Origin of the sequence: Flavivirga aquimarina (genome assembly GCF_030540835.1) — a bacterium.
In the GTDB taxonomy this organism is placed as follows: Bacteria; Bacteroidota; Bacteroidia; order Flavobacteriales; family Flavobacteriaceae; genus Flavivirga; species Flavivirga aquimarina.
This window is the reverse complement of record NZ_JAUOEK010000142.1, coordinates 1-14,183: the sequence shown is the minus strand read 5'-3', so window position 1 is coordinate 14,183 and position 14,183 is coordinate 1. Positions and strand designations below refer to the sequence as shown.

The 14,183-nt window shown below is 29.9% G+C and carries 12 protein-coding genes; 3 read left to right on the top strand and 9 right to left on the bottom strand.

The genetic code is table 11. The annotated features are described in order from the left end of the window. Window positions 1–22: 22 nt before the first annotated feature. The 3 genes from Q4Q35_RS14730 to Q4Q35_RS14720 all read right to left on the bottom strand — a co-directional run bounded on the left by Q4Q35_RS14730 (window position 23) and on the right by Q4Q35_RS14720 (window position 5,113). A complete protein-coding gene (locus Q4Q35_RS14730; RefSeq protein ID WP_303278760.1) occupies window positions 23–1,183 on the bottom strand; it encodes a PepSY-associated TM helix domain-containing protein in 1,161 nt (386 codons plus the stop codon). A gap of 129 nt (window positions 1,184–1,312) precedes the next feature. Further along, complete coding sequence (locus Q4Q35_RS14725) at window positions 1,313–2,650, bottom strand: DUF4374 domain-containing protein (RefSeq protein ID WP_303278759.1); 1,338 nt, start codon at window positions 2,648–2,650, stop codon at window positions 1,313–1,315. 60 nt (window positions 2,651–2,710) lie between these two features. Continuing rightward, a complete protein-coding gene (locus tag Q4Q35_RS14720) occupies window positions 2,711–5,113 on the bottom strand; it encodes a TonB-dependent receptor (RefSeq protein WP_303278758.1) in 2,403 nt (800 codons plus the stop codon). Between the two features lie 177 nt (window positions 5,114–5,290). Here Q4Q35_RS14720 and Q4Q35_RS14715 point away from each other — a divergent pair, with 177 nt between their 5' ends. Both Q4Q35_RS14715 and Q4Q35_RS14710 read left to right on the top strand, forming a co-directional pair. Then, complete coding sequence (locus Q4Q35_RS14715) at window positions 5,291–6,349, top strand: sensor histidine kinase (RefSeq protein WP_303278757.1); 1,059 nt, start codon at window positions 5,291–5,293, stop codon at window positions 6,347–6,349. Further along, window positions 6,343–7,020: a LytR/AlgR family response regulator transcription factor gene (locus Q4Q35_RS14710; RefSeq protein ID WP_303278756.1), complete on the top strand. Its 678-nt coding sequence runs from the start codon at window positions 6,343–6,345 to the stop codon at window positions 7,018–7,020. Before Q4Q35_RS14715 ends, Q4Q35_RS14710 begins: the two co-directional genes overlap by 7 nt. Before the next feature lie 605 nt (window positions 7,021–7,625). Here Q4Q35_RS14710 and Q4Q35_RS14705 read toward each other — a convergent pair. From Q4Q35_RS14705 to Q4Q35_RS14695, 3 genes are all read right to left on the bottom strand, one after another. Continuing rightward, window positions 7,626–8,264, bottom strand: a complete 639-nt coding sequence (locus Q4Q35_RS14705; RefSeq protein ID WP_303278755.1) for a hypothetical protein — start codon at window positions 8,262–8,264, stop codon at window positions 7,626–7,628. Window positions 8,265–8,967: 703 nt separating this feature from the next. Then, window positions 8,968–9,381: a hypothetical protein gene (locus Q4Q35_RS14700; protein WP_303278754.1), complete on the bottom strand. Its 414-nt coding sequence runs from the start codon at window positions 9,379–9,381 to the stop codon at window positions 8,968–8,970. Then, the gene (locus Q4Q35_RS14695; RefSeq protein WP_303278753.1) at window positions 9,381–9,602 is read right to left on the bottom strand and encodes a helix-turn-helix domain-containing protein; all 222 of its coding nucleotides are present in this window, start codon (window positions 9,600–9,602) and stop codon (window positions 9,381–9,383) included. The genes Q4Q35_RS14700 and Q4Q35_RS14695 overlap by 1 nt, the downstream gene beginning before the upstream one ends. A gap of 137 nt (window positions 9,603–9,739) precedes the next feature. Here Q4Q35_RS14695 and Q4Q35_RS14690 point away from each other — a divergent pair, with 137 nt between their 5' ends. Next, window positions 9,740–9,937 carry a hypothetical protein gene (locus Q4Q35_RS14690; protein WP_303278752.1) on the top strand — a complete coding sequence of 66 codons (198 nt, stop codon included), beginning with the start codon at window positions 9,740–9,742 and terminating at the stop codon, window positions 9,935–9,937. An 81-nt stretch (window positions 9,938–10,018) separates the two neighbouring features. On the opposite strand, the gene Q4Q35_RS14685 is transcribed toward Q4Q35_RS14690, so the two are convergent. The 3 genes from Q4Q35_RS14685 to Q4Q35_RS14675 all read right to left on the bottom strand — a co-directional run bounded on the left by Q4Q35_RS14685 (window position 10,019) and on the right by Q4Q35_RS14675 (window position 13,678). Then, window positions 10,019–10,954, bottom strand: a complete 936-nt coding sequence (locus Q4Q35_RS14685) for a toll/interleukin-1 receptor domain-containing protein (RefSeq protein WP_303278751.1) — start codon at window positions 10,952–10,954, stop codon at window positions 10,019–10,021. Window positions 10,955–11,016: 62 nt separating this feature from the next. After that, window positions 11,017–12,315 carry a DUF6175 family protein gene (locus tag Q4Q35_RS14680; protein WP_303278750.1) on the bottom strand — a complete coding sequence of 433 codons (1,299 nt, stop codon included), beginning with the start codon at window positions 12,313–12,315 and terminating at the stop codon, window positions 11,017–11,019. A 412-nt stretch (window positions 12,316–12,727) separates the two neighbouring features. Next, window positions 12,728–13,678, bottom strand: a complete 951-nt coding sequence (locus tag Q4Q35_RS14675) for a restriction endonuclease (protein ID WP_303278749.1) — start codon at window positions 13,676–13,678, stop codon at window positions 12,728–12,730. Window positions 13,679–14,183: the final 505 nt, after the last annotated feature.

Genomic DNA, 14,183 nt, shown 5'->3' with positions numbered 1-14,183 from the left:
TTTTTAAACGAAAAGAGGTTACTTATAATAAATTGTTAACGTTTTTATGTTTTTTATGTCGTCCCCGCCAAATTAAAAAACCTGTTATTGGTAAAGAGGCGACTATTAAACTCATTAAAAAATTCAAAATTTTTGTTGGCCAACCCCCAATAGTTCCTACATGGATGTCGTAATTTAATGCTTGAATTTTATCGCCATTATTTTTATCAGAAAAATAGTGTTTACTTAATAACTCAGCCGAATTTCTATCATAATACATTTCAATTCGTTTATAATTAATGGTTTCACTAACATAAGATCTTACAATATAAGGGATGTCATTTTTGGGATGTTTTCGAATTAAAATATATTTAGATTCGGGAATTTCTGCAAGTGTATTAGTAAGAATATCATCTAAAAGGGACAGAGATGATTCATGAATTTTTGGTTTAGGAATCTCAGTTCTTGCAATGGTTTTACCTCCGTTAGCAACCCATTTCACGGTTTTATTAAAACTCCCAGATGCCCACATTAACCCTGTTAAAGCTGATATTAATGCCAATAACAAGACATAAAATCCAAGAATTTTATGTAAATCGTAGTTTTTTCGCTTCCACCGTGTATTTGTCTTCCATTTGAAAGAAAAGCTAATTTTACGTTGATTTTTTTTAGGCCACCATAAAATTAATCCACTAATCAACATAAATACAAAAATCCACATAGAAATTTCTATAATCGCACTACTTACTGTGTTATACCCAAGAAACAAAGTCATATGAATCCAGAAAACAACATTAAAAAACTCCCATTTGGTGTTTTCTATCTTTACAATTTCGCCTGTGTAAGGGTTTATATAAACTGTTTTATTAAATTCCATGTAATTCTTATACCAAAACTTGTTTTCATCTGTTTTTTGAAAAATGAAACTGATTGTTTTGTCTGGAAAATTTGGAATTACAATGTTTTGAAAGGAATATTCATTATCAAATGCACCTTCGGCAACTTTAAGTAATTTACTTATTGGTAATTTTTTGGTATTTAGAGGTATTTCTATATTTCGTCTATCTTTATAAATAACATGTTTAATATCTTCTGAAAACACATAAATAGCACCTGTTAGAGCAATTATAAAAACGATGACACCGGAAATCATCCCAAACCAAAGATGCACTTTTCTAATATAATTTTTTGCCTTTTTTTTCATGTTGAAAAGCCCTATTTATAAAGTTTACTTAAATACTTAAAGTATATTCTTAAAACTGGTTTTATATTAAAAATGTCTTAGCGTTTGATAAAAACGCTAAGACATTAATTCAATAAAAGTACTAGACTTTTAGAAGTTTCTATGTAATGAATTTACAAATACATTACTTCCATCAAGAACAGCTCCTTTTTGGAAACCATTTGCACCACCATTAATATCAATTTGATAAATATTGGCTTCACCACCACTAATACTTACGGGTAAATAGAACTTACCATTTTCTACACAATTTAAATTAAATATGTCTACATAAGATGCTTTAGGTATATTTAATTCTGTTACTGTTTTTGTTGCAAGATTAACTTCTACCAATGTATTTGTATTTATTTTTAAATCACCCCATACTGTAATATCAGCTTCTTTTACAACACTTGCATATACTATGTCATTACCAGCATACCAAGCATTCCAAATAGCGATTGGTTCAGAAAAACTAGCAGAAACGTCTAATACATAATCATCATAATCCCCATCTTTAATTCTTGTAAAAACAGTTGGTTTTCCTACCAATTCATCATGACCATACCAATGCGAACTCGTAAGGTTATATTGGTAAATATCTCCATTTTCTGTTTTAAATGTACCGTTATTCCTATAACCAGCTGTTTGTCCTGTAGATGCTGTAGAAACTAGTATCTCTGGATTCGTTAATGATGGATAATCGAACTTAACTGTAATTAAAGAATCTTCAATTTGAGTCCAAGTTGCCCAATCACCATATACAGAACCAAAATAGATTTCGTTATCTTTTACAAGTCCATTTACCCAAAGCGCATCTTTACCATTTACATCAGGTATATTAACTAACCCATGGCCTTCGACTGTAAATGTTTCAAGGTCTATAATTGCATAAGGGGCATCGCCATCTTCATTTGGGAAATTTGATAAAAATAAATCTCCACTACCTGTATCTTGAATATAACGAAAGAAACTTCCTGGAAGTAGTGCTGTGGTTGAAATAGCATCTCTTTTTACAAGCCCACTATCTGTAAATTCATATTTATCTAATGTACCTTCATCTCCATTAAGGTTATATAAAAACCCTTCTACACTAACAGATAGGTTTGCCCATCCTTCATAACCGTTTCCAACTATAGAAATAGTACCTGACGAAATATTATCGGTTGTAACGAAATACCCCTCACCATCTACAGCTGCTCCAACTGTAAATTTAGAATTTAATGGCCCAAGAGCATCACTGTCATCATCCGAGTTGGAAACATATCCCTCAGGTTGTTCACAAGTACTTAATGTCGAATTTGGGTCTCCTAATCCATCATTATCTGTATCGGCATACCAGATAGATGATTCGCACGTTGGTTCATCGCCACTACAAGCTACAAAGGTTATAGATAAAGCTAAAAAGAAACAGTTAAGCGCTCTTTTTAATAATTTATTTGTTTTCATGATCTTAAATTTAATGTCCATTTTATTTTGTAATTCTCTATTTTTCATTATTCTATTTAATTATTGTTGTGTTATTTTATAATTTATTTTTAAGAAAATTGCTCTACCAGGTTTTTGAAGTAAATAGTTGTCATAAACTTGCTCATTAAACATGTTAAATATATCTACTGCCAAAATGAATTTCTTAGAAGGGAAGGTGTAGCCTATTCCTGCATCGAATACTAATTGGGAAGGTACTATGCTCTTATTTTCTTCACTTCCAAGACTTGGCCATCGTAGAAAAAATTCGTGTGTATAACTAGATTGTAGGTAGGCGAAAATTTTAGAATTCTTTTGTATATAATCTGACACATTATAATCTAACCCTGCATTAGCCATAAAGTATGGCTCATTTCTCATTCTATCTCTATAAACAATATTCTCTCTTCCATCTTCGTCAAATTCGAGATTGTTTCTTAGGTCTTGGTATGTTCCGTTTAGCTTAAATTTGAAATTGTAATCAAAATCATAAATAAAATCTAGTTCTATTCCTGTTCCTGATATCCTATCAATATTTCTAAATTCACCATTACCTTGGCCATCAATTACGGTAAATAGTAATTTATCTGTAACATCTCTATAAAAAGTATTTACAGCAATTTTGATTCCATGGCGAGAGGAACCTAATTTATACCTTCCTAAAATGGTTCCTAAATTGACATTAAAACTTTGTTCCGGATTAATAAAAGGGTTATTATTAACAGTAACTCCATCTCCAAGAGCTTCTGTAGGACTTGGCATTCTAGTGGCTTGCTCCAAAGAAGTTTTAATTAATAACTCTGGTGAAAATCTATAAGATGCAGCAAATCCACCTCCCCAATTGTTTAATTTGTTTTTATATTCAATAATTTCCCACTCATCTGTGTATTCTAAATCATTGATACTCGCATTGTAACCGTAGTATTTAACGAAAGCATTAGCACGTAGTTTATTATTAAATTTTACTGTTTCTAGTGATAAACCTGCAAATTGTGACCTTATATTTTGTGGTTCTAAATAAGGTATTCTATATTCTGGAGTAAATGGGTCTTCACCTGTAATTCTAGTAGTTGAATAAAGGTAGTTGAACCCTAATTTAAAATCTGAAGGCAGTTGATACGTTGTATTTAATCTGTAAATTTGTGATTGGTTTTTCTGGGTATATTCAGATTTACCATCATATCCCATCTCTCCACCAGATTCTCTAACACCTATTTCCATTCCTCTCCAATCATATTGAACGTGTGAAGTATCAATTAAGACACCTTCTGTATATGTATAACCTGCAAAAGCATTTACATCCAACCCTTTAGTTATTAAATTCGTTTTCTTATAACTTATACTAGGCATAATTACTTGCTCGTTGTTTCTTACTTTACCGAAAACACGTGCCATGGTTTGTGCCGTTTGGATGCCTTTTTTAGTATCTGATGCCAACAGGGTAAGGAAAAATTGATCTGCCCATTTTTTTTGAGTAAACCCTATATCAAGCTTAGCACTAGTCGTTTGAAAATCGTCATTGAATCTTTCAGCTGGATTATCTCTGGTAAATTCTACAGCCTTAAAACCTGTAGATTCATCAGCATAATGAACACCTTTGCCCCAAACTTTGTAATTATTGTCTGAGTAGGTATAAAATGTGGATAACTTAGTAGTTAGGCCAGATTTAAGCTGCCATTGTCCGTGTAAAGCTATCTTGTGGGTATTAAAAGAACCAAAAGAATACGAAGCTTCTAAAAAATTCGATATTTTTTGATTTGTTACGAGATTAATGGCACCGCCTAAGGCATCAGATCCTAAGCTAACCGGTACAACTCCTTTATATATATCAATACGGTCAATAAGTGATACTGGCAAATTGTTGATAGAATATGATGAACCAAAATAATCCATTGGAATACCATCAATAAAAAAACGTATGGCATTGCCCGACATGCCATTTAAAGAATAGTTATAATCTGAACCAACTCCTCCAGATGTTCTAACATTTATACCTGTAGTTCTAGTTAAAATGCTATTTAAACCAAGGTTTTGAGATTTAAGCTTCTGAGTTTCTATGGCAGTTACACTAAATCCTTTTTCTTCAATTTTTGCGGCTTTTGTTTTTCCTTTTATGACAACTTCACTAAGTTCCGACCTATCTTCAATTAAAATAATATCTCTATTTGTAATCTCATCCGGATTTATACGTATAGATAACTTCTCTGTTTTAAAGCCTATTCCAGAAACGATAAGGGTATAATTACCCGATACAATGCTCTTTAAATTATATATACCGTCAAAATTAGTTGCTGCTCCCTTTTTTGTACCATCTATAAGAACTGATATTCCTGGAAGAGGTCGCCCCATTTTGTCAATAATGGTTCCTTGTAATTCTCCTGTCCTTGTTTGTGCCTCTAACGACATACAACAAACTACAAGAATAGATATGAAAAAATATTTCATTTTATTTAGACTGAATAAAAATAATGTGCAAAAATGAAAAATTTAAGTAGTTTTTGAAAGAATAAATCTGTAAACGACATATATAATACTATGAACGTCAAGTGACAATTTTAATATCTAGAATCTTTATAAATAACTAAAAGAATATTATATTTTTGACTTTCATCTACGCTTAAAATGATACTAAAAGCCGTGTTTTTTTTTAAAAAGAATTATGAAGAAATTATTTTTCAAATTATAGTTTCTATTTCTTTATTTTTATTTTATTCTTATAATCAAGGTGTTTCTCTTTACAACGAACCAGGTACTGAAAAGATCATCCCTTATGAACTGTCTTTTTTTTGTAATTATATGGTAGCTGCTATGCTTATTAACTATGTATTATTACCAAAAATATATTCTAAAAAGAGGTTTACTTTATTTTTTGTTGCTTTAGCTTTATTAATTTCTATTGTTATTTTGATAGATGAATTTGTATTAGAAAAAATATATTTTCCAGATACAAGAGGAGTTTATTTTCCAGGAATATTATTTACACTTATAGAAACGCTTCCTACAATTGTTGTTTTTGTTGGGTTTAAGTTTGCTTGGGACTATAATAAGAAACAAAGCGAAATTGAAACATTGAAAACTTTAGTTCAAGAAAGTGAACTCCAATTTTTAAAGTCTCAAATAAATCCGCACTTTTTATTTAATAATTTAAATAATCTGTATGCTTATGCTATTGAAAAATCTCCTAAAACACCATCCATAATTTTAGAACTTGCTTCTGTTCTACGCTATATGCTTTATGATTGTAAAGAGGATTATGTGTCTCTTTCTAAAGAAATTATGCATTTAAAAAACTTTACAGCGCTTTATAAATTACAAATAGAACATCGTGGAGACATACAATTTAATTCTGGAGTTAAAAGACCGCATTTTACTATAGCACCTCTAATATTAATGGTATTTATTGAGAATGCTTTTAAACATAGTACAGCTAGTCAATCTGAAAATATTGTAATCCATATTAATATAGATGTTTCTGAAGTAGGGGAGTTGCTCTTTACATGCAAAAATGGATTTTCTCCAATTGCAAATACAAACAATTTATCAAAAGGTATTGGTTTAATTAATGTTAAAAAGCGTTTACATTTATTATACCCTAATGCTCATGATTTAAAAATTACAGATTCTAATAATATTTTTAATGTTGAATTAATTTTACAGTTAAAACCTATTGAAACATGCTAAATTGTATCATTATAGAAGATCAACCGCCAGCGCAACGTATATTACAAAAATATATTTCTGAAGTAGAGATATTGTCTCTTAAAGGAACGTTTCCTGATGCCATAAAAGCCAAATATTTTATGGATATGGAGCCTGTAGATATAATTTTCTTAGATATTCATTTGCCAAAAATGTCTGGGATAGATTTTTTAAAATCTGTCCCAAATCATCCCAAAGTTATTCTTACTACAGCATTTTCTGAGTATGCTTTAGAAAGTTATGCCTTTAATGTTGTCGATTATTTATTAAAACCAATTTCTTATGAACGGTTTTTACAAGCCATTTCTAAGCTGAAATTAAATATTAATGAAACCCCAGAAGGATCTGAAACTATAATTTTAAAATCTGGTTATGAACATATTAGACTATTAACGTCTGAGGTTATTTATATTAAATCTGATTCTTATTATACAGAGGTTACTACATTGGAAAAGACTTATATAAGTAATGATTCTTTAAAACAATGGTTAGAAAAATTAGATAACAATTATTTTTGTCAGGTTCATAAATCGTATTTAATTAATATCCAGCATTTAATTAAAGTTTCAGGTAATATAATTCACTTAACCAATACGTCTTTGCCATTAGGAAGAGCTTTTAAAAAATATTTTATGGATACTTATTTAAAGTAGGCATGTGGATTTTGAATGATATTATATTTTTAAGTTTGTTTACAATTCTATTTTACATAATATTAATTATAGTACAAATGTATTTCATAGCATTAGATAGCTATAATTCAATATTATATAAAATATCCCAGAGTGTTCACGTTTCTATTTGGTGTTTAGTGCTTGGATCATTAAACATTCGTGTTTGGCTTCTCGTATAATTTTAATATTCTGTACAATCGTTCAACATTTTTTAAATAAGCGATTCTCAAGAAGCTTCACGTTTACACATTTGTAGCTATAATTAGCCATTATGTAAAATTGCCGCTGCCAAGCGCTCGATTGCTTTTTAAAAATAATTATGCTATCGCAATAATTTTTTTAAACACAATTATCCATCGCTTGCCAACGCCAAAAAAAAGCTAGCTTTTAGATCCGTTTTGAGCTTTACGTTGGCGAGGATATTCTCGTTATATTTTTTTCACGAGCTTTTCGTTAAGTTGCCACAAGAGTATAAAATTTTCCCTAGCTCAAATCCACACTTTAAAATTTCTATACACTTGTTATATGTATAGCTCCGATTAAACTTCTTTTGTTTGGTGTTTCTAACATTATGTCAAATAGAATCATAATTTAGTGATCAAACCAAATACAACATCCGTATCTTCCTTATTTGTAATTTGAGCTTTATATAAATACGTTCTATCGTCCAGAACTTCTATTATTTCAACAGATATATAGTTGCCTTCTTTGTGCTTATCTTTTTCTAAAGGCATTTTTATAGTTTCTAAATCGTATTTGTGATCATCAATCCATTTAATCTTATAAACCTGTCGCCCACCTAAACCACCTTTTTCTATTTGTCTATTCTTTCTTCGTTTCATTATAGTTTCACTATACGCTGGGCTTTCATATTTAAACTTGCCTCGATGAAACATTTTACATTTTGAACGATCTTCTTTTGATAGTTGGTGCTTTTTATATTTTGAATTTACAAAGTAGTAAACAGATTGCCAGCATTCATTTATCATCTTCATTGGGTAAATTAACTTACCCTTTTTAAAATGTTCTATACAGCCTTCTCTCCATCCTTCATGCTTATATGTGCTTTTTTCTTGGTTTATTTTTATATCATAACGTTTGCCATTCTCATCTACGCAGTAGTCAATTACAACTATGGCTACCTTATCAATATCATTAACAAAGGTTTGCGAATACGAACAAAAGGAAACAATAATAAATACAGGAAAAAGAAGTTGCTTCATATTATTGGTTTTTAGCTAAAGTACTTTTTCTTTTTTTCTTGATAAAAAAAGAAACAAAAAATTCAAGACTGCATATAATTTTGGAAACAATGTACGGCTCGTTACGCTATATTTTAGGAAACAGGCTAACTTTTTAAGACTGCTTTTAGAAGCATTTAAAATTAGAACTCTTAAGGTTATATATTACTAGACCCCTAAAATATGGACGCTCCACTCACCTATTGTTTTAGCCAAAATTAGTATGAGGTCGTTTTAACATCCTGCTTCTATTGAACATTTCGTTAAATATTGAGTTTTGATACGCATACAAGTCGCACCAAAGTTATGTTTTTCGGTTCGTGAAATGCAAGGGTAAAATGAAGTAAAGCTATTTAGCCAACACTCAATCCAACGCACCGTAAACCGCTTTACCCCTTGCATTTGACTCATTCAAAACAAAGTGAACGGCTTTCCTTGGTAAAGTGCTAAGGTTTTAACTTTAAATATTTTTATTATGCAAGTTCGTTATCTTTTCTATTTCAGGCTAAAGTTTAATCGTAATCGCAATTATTTATTCTTAGCTGTAAATCCTAAATGTAGTTTTAAAATAATTTATATGCCTAAACATAAAATCTATGTACATTCTATTAGGTTATTTAGGCTAGAACTGGGTATTACAAATTTTCCTCCTCCTTCGTAGGGGGATTTTTTTGCTTTCAAAACTTTAGTTTAGCTTTTCTATTTGATTAGGAATAGTATATATTTCAAATTGACTTAAGCCTTTGGAAAATATTTTAATCTCCCAATTTGATAAACTTGGCATTAGACTGACTTCGTTCTCTTTAAAGATATTACTATCTGGCTGTGATAAGTCTTTTGAAGGTATTAAAAAAGAAACCTTAGGTTGTTTATCTATTATCAAAATTAAAGCGATAAATAGATTATCTCTTAATTGTCCTAATTCTTGCTTAGATATTTTAATGCTACGTTGTGCTGTATCTAAATCAATGGATTGTAAATAAATTTGATTGTTTCCGATTAAAAAATCTACTCCTTCCCTCCCATTGATTTTTTTAGTTAATTCTAGGTCAAAAGTTTTGAGTTCCGATTTTAGGAAATTTAGAATTAAAGAAGACATTAGTTATCTTCTTTTAATCTAAGGTCTTTACAAATCTCTTTGAATATGTCGCAAGGATCCACATCTATAGCTAAAGCAATTAGGTACAATTCATCTACTCTAAGCTTAGTTCGTTCATTATTTGCCAATTCACTAAGTCTTGTTTTACTAATTCCTGTTTTTCTTGAAACATCGGAACGATTAACAGATTTTCTTGATAAGAATAGCCCTAATTCGGTCATTATTGTCTGATTTTAAGAACATAAATTTACATAATAAGATAATTTATTCCGATTTTTTAAACTTTCATTTTGTATTTTATCCATATTTAGGTGTATTTGTTCTGATAATCGGAATACTTAATCCTAAAACAAGAATAATGCCAAGAACGAGATATACAAAAGCACAACTAGAACAGATAGTTTATACACAATTAGAGAACTTAAACGCCATTCATGATCTTTTACGTATTATGAAAGTGCAGAACGAACTTATAGATAATGCTAATAAGAAATTAAAGGATGAAGTGATTGATTTTAAGAAACGGGTTAATTATGGGACGGGGAAGTTTGAGTGATATTAAAATTTATAACTTCAATTGTGTACTAAGCTTTTTCTTTTATCATTGACTTATTGAACTATTCATGATTTATAAAAATTAATTATTTAAAAACTCTTCGATTGTATCAGTCATCTCTACTAATGTCTTATCAACCTCAGAATCTGACAATATGCTTAAAGGCATACCTGGATCATTAAGAGCTTGAAATTTACATAAATCTTTATTCCTATTGAATCTACAATATCCAAGAATAATCGGTAGGACTTTGGTTCCATGTTTTTCAGCATTAAGTAATAATTTTGGTAGTTCACTATTCATTATAAAATCTGAAGCCAAGAAGTTCGATGAAATCAGTAATATTGAGATTTTAGCACTTTCCAACGCATGTTCTATTTCTTTTTCCCATTTTTTGCCAGGCAAAATCTTAGTATCATCCCATACTTCAATTGATTTATTTTCTAATTGAAGTACTTTAATATCTCTTAGGACTAAATCTAACCACTTTTTATCTTTATGTGAATAGCTGATAAATATTTTAGTTTTATTTGTATTTCTTATTGGAAGTTCAATAATGTTAAAAATTAATTTTAGGGTTTCATCTGAAGGTTTATTGTCATTGTAATGGAGCAGTATTTCATTTTTGTAATCTTGAGAAAACTTTATAAAATCTTTAATACTTTTTTCAAAATAATAGCTTGTTAGTAAATTAAGAATCTTTCTAGATGGAATCTTATAGTCTACAGCTACTATCTTTCTAAATTTTAAATTTTCTCGCAAATTGAAAGCTCTTACAATTGTCCTATAGTTAATATAGAATTTTTCTTCTTCTTCAATTATTTTCGAAATTTTATTAGCTATAGCATAGTAACTCAAGTTTTCGATTTCCTCTTTAAGGATTAAATCAATCAAATAAATATAGCTTGGTAATTCTTCTATAGAAAGACAATTTTTGTTTGTAATGGTTATTTTCATTGGTTTATTGAAATTTTTTATTTGGTCTAAACAGTCATCTAAATCTTTTTTAGATGTCATTTCCCATTTTCTCTTCCAGATGAAAAATATCGCCAGAATGACATCTTTTACCTTGGTGAGATTTATTTATTTCCTAATATAATAGTCACTTTACCCAATCCTTCAGTATGCATTTTGTTAGATTCATTATAAGGAGGAGCACTAAGTTTTTTACTAAGTCCTCTAAAAAAAATTCTAGCATCTAAAGATCTTCCGTTTGTATCGAATAATGGTATCCTAATCTGTTCGAAAAGCCCATAAGTATCCGTTACATCCGTAGTCGAAAAACGTCCTTCAACTGTATTTAAGTTCAACCAATCTTCAATTTCAAAAGAAAGCTCTTCCAAATCTCCATGCCAATCATCCCAGGTCAAAATCTGCAAAGTAACCTCCCGTCCATTTCTAAACATATCATTAAAATGTTCTTGTAAAGTAGACGTTAAACTTTCCATACTTCCTAACATTGCTTCTTTAATTAGAGCCGGTAAATCTGCGGTAAAAGAAGGCGCTCCTGCCATAGTAGCTGTTGCTATTTGTTTATAGGTATAAGAATCCAAGCCTTGTAAATTACAAATAATTGAGGTTTTTGGCCCCATTTTATTTACCATCCAAGTTAATTGTATCACAATATCAGCTTTAGCTCTTTTTACTATTCGATCTATTGGGGATTCGTTTAAAGAAGCACCCGTTTTCCTTGAAACAAAAGCTTCATTTTTCTTATTGGAAATATCTAAGCCCTTTAATACTGTTTCCAAATCTTTTAAGGGAAACCCTCTGTCAGCCATTAGACCATTTAAGGAGCTTATTACTAATAGTAAGTTAGGGTCTTCTTTAAAAGCTTTTCGATAGTCTGGCATTATTGTTTTTACCCCTTGATTGTCGATAACCTTCACATAACCATTTTTGGTACACCAAACATCACTAGGAACGATCATTATCGTAGGTTTTTTTACCAGTAAAACAACAGGTTTGGAATTATTCGATATAGATTCAATTTGTGCTTGTTCTTTATAGTGTTTTTCTCTAATCGAATTATTGACTATCGTCTTAACTGTTTTGGATTCTAACCTATTTTCCATCGAAAATTGTTCTTCGTCATGCTTTTCTCCAACTGAATAACTATCTATTGGTTCAGGTATTTTAAGCCCTGACATAGTTTTGACTGGCAACGTTTTATAATCTAGAAATTGATTGTTTTTCACCGATTCTTCAACGACCGAATCCGATATTTTTTTCTCTGGATTTTCGATTATTGTAGTGATCTTATTTCCACTTTCATTATTAGGAAAAAAACCAAAATACAATCTAATAGCAATTCCAAAGATTGCTAAAATTAATCCAAATATGGCTATTCGATAAGTAACAGAGTTTTTATGATACATCTGGTATATCATTTTACTTGGTGTAGACCATTTTTTATACTGCTGTTTAGTGGGCTTTAAGCTCTCTTTCCTTTGTGATACCAATTTCTAAAATATTGTACGTTAAAGCATATAAGAATATTACTTCAAAAATAGAATAAATAATTAACTGTTCATAATCCTATTATATAAAATAAATGAATTGAAATTGAATCAATTAAAGCTAATTATTTTCCAAGTAAATCAGCCTCATTTCATACACATTTTGCCACCACTCCTCTGCCCTTTCAGCAAAAAGAGTATTCCATTACATTTTTAAAAGAAACTTTTGGGAGTAAATTTTTTCAAGAAACAGTAGAAAGGATTTGAGCTTTTATCCAAAGCTCAAGTTACATAACGAGAGAACATATAGTACAAATGCATTCAACCTGAATTAGGCTAATAGGTGATGAAAATATTTCGTACACCAATCAATTACTTTTTTGCGTTCTACTATGTCAAGTTCTAGAGGAATGGTTCTTTGAAATTCTTTTTTTGCATATGCAGAAACATAAGAACTTGTAACTAACAACGCTTTATCTGCGTTGAGAAGTTTTTTCACACCATATAGTTCTCTTATTACACCAACACCAACTGATCGATTCGGAGCAAAATGCTTAACCTCAATAATAGTAATTTCATTTTTTAATGAAGCATTACTTAAGGCCATAATATCATAACCACCATCCCGAGTTTTTGCTGTCAATTCAGTATAAAACCCATTATTTTTAAATATGCTATTTATCACTTCTTCGAATTGTCTAGAAGTCAAATTATTTAAATAATCGGGCTTATACCCACAAATACTTATTAATTCCTCTGACACCGGAGCCAGAATTCGATTTTCTTCACTAATACCTTTGAAGGTTTTATTCCAAACATCAAAAGCTTGATTAAATGCTTCGTTAAATTCACTTACCGATGCTGGCTTAGTTAAAGGAATCATTCTCTTATCCTTATTAGCCCATTCATTAAATAAATTATCTAAATACGTATAAGCAGAATGATAAATACAAATTGCGTGAGGTATATATGAATCTATTATATAATTATAAAAATCTCGTGGTGGTTCAAATTTATATAAGTTAGAAGCTACATTAATTTTGGGGTTAGATTTTTTCCAAGCTTTTATTATTTTACTTTCAGTTCTACAGGTGTCATGAATAATTAGAAATATATCATGATAATTTTCAATAACAAACAAAATAGCATCATCTTCATATTCAAAAGATTCAATCCTAATTAATTCATTAAAATTAAAATAAGATAGCATTATTTTAATTCGTTTATGTACTTGAATTTCATTATCAAGTATAACTGCAATCGGCTTTTTATTATAACCCATAAATAGTTAAGATAATATTTACTAATATAACCCATTCCATACACATTTTGCCTCCCCCCTTCTACCTTTCAGCAAAAAGAGTATTCCATTACATTTAAAAGAAACTTTTAAGAAGAAAAAAATCAAAGAAAATTAATACTAGTAAAAGCTTTTTACCAAAGCAAAGTTACATAACGCAGAACATTATAGTACAAATGTATTTCATTTCATAATCCGACATTATGTAAAATTGCTTTATTAACTAATACCAGCTTACTTTTATTGTAAATAACAAAATAAATGATTATATTTATAGATGTCATAAACATTGGACACATATTTTTTTCTTTGAACAATAAAAAGAACAAATTGCTGTTAATACATTGTTAATCTAAAGAATTCCTCGACGCTCTGCGTCGGGGTTTAGCTGAAAAGTTTGAAAAACGGAGAGTTTTTCATAACACTTTGAAAAAGTGTACTTTCGAAAAATGGGAGAACATATTTTTAAAAGGCATAATAAGACGTT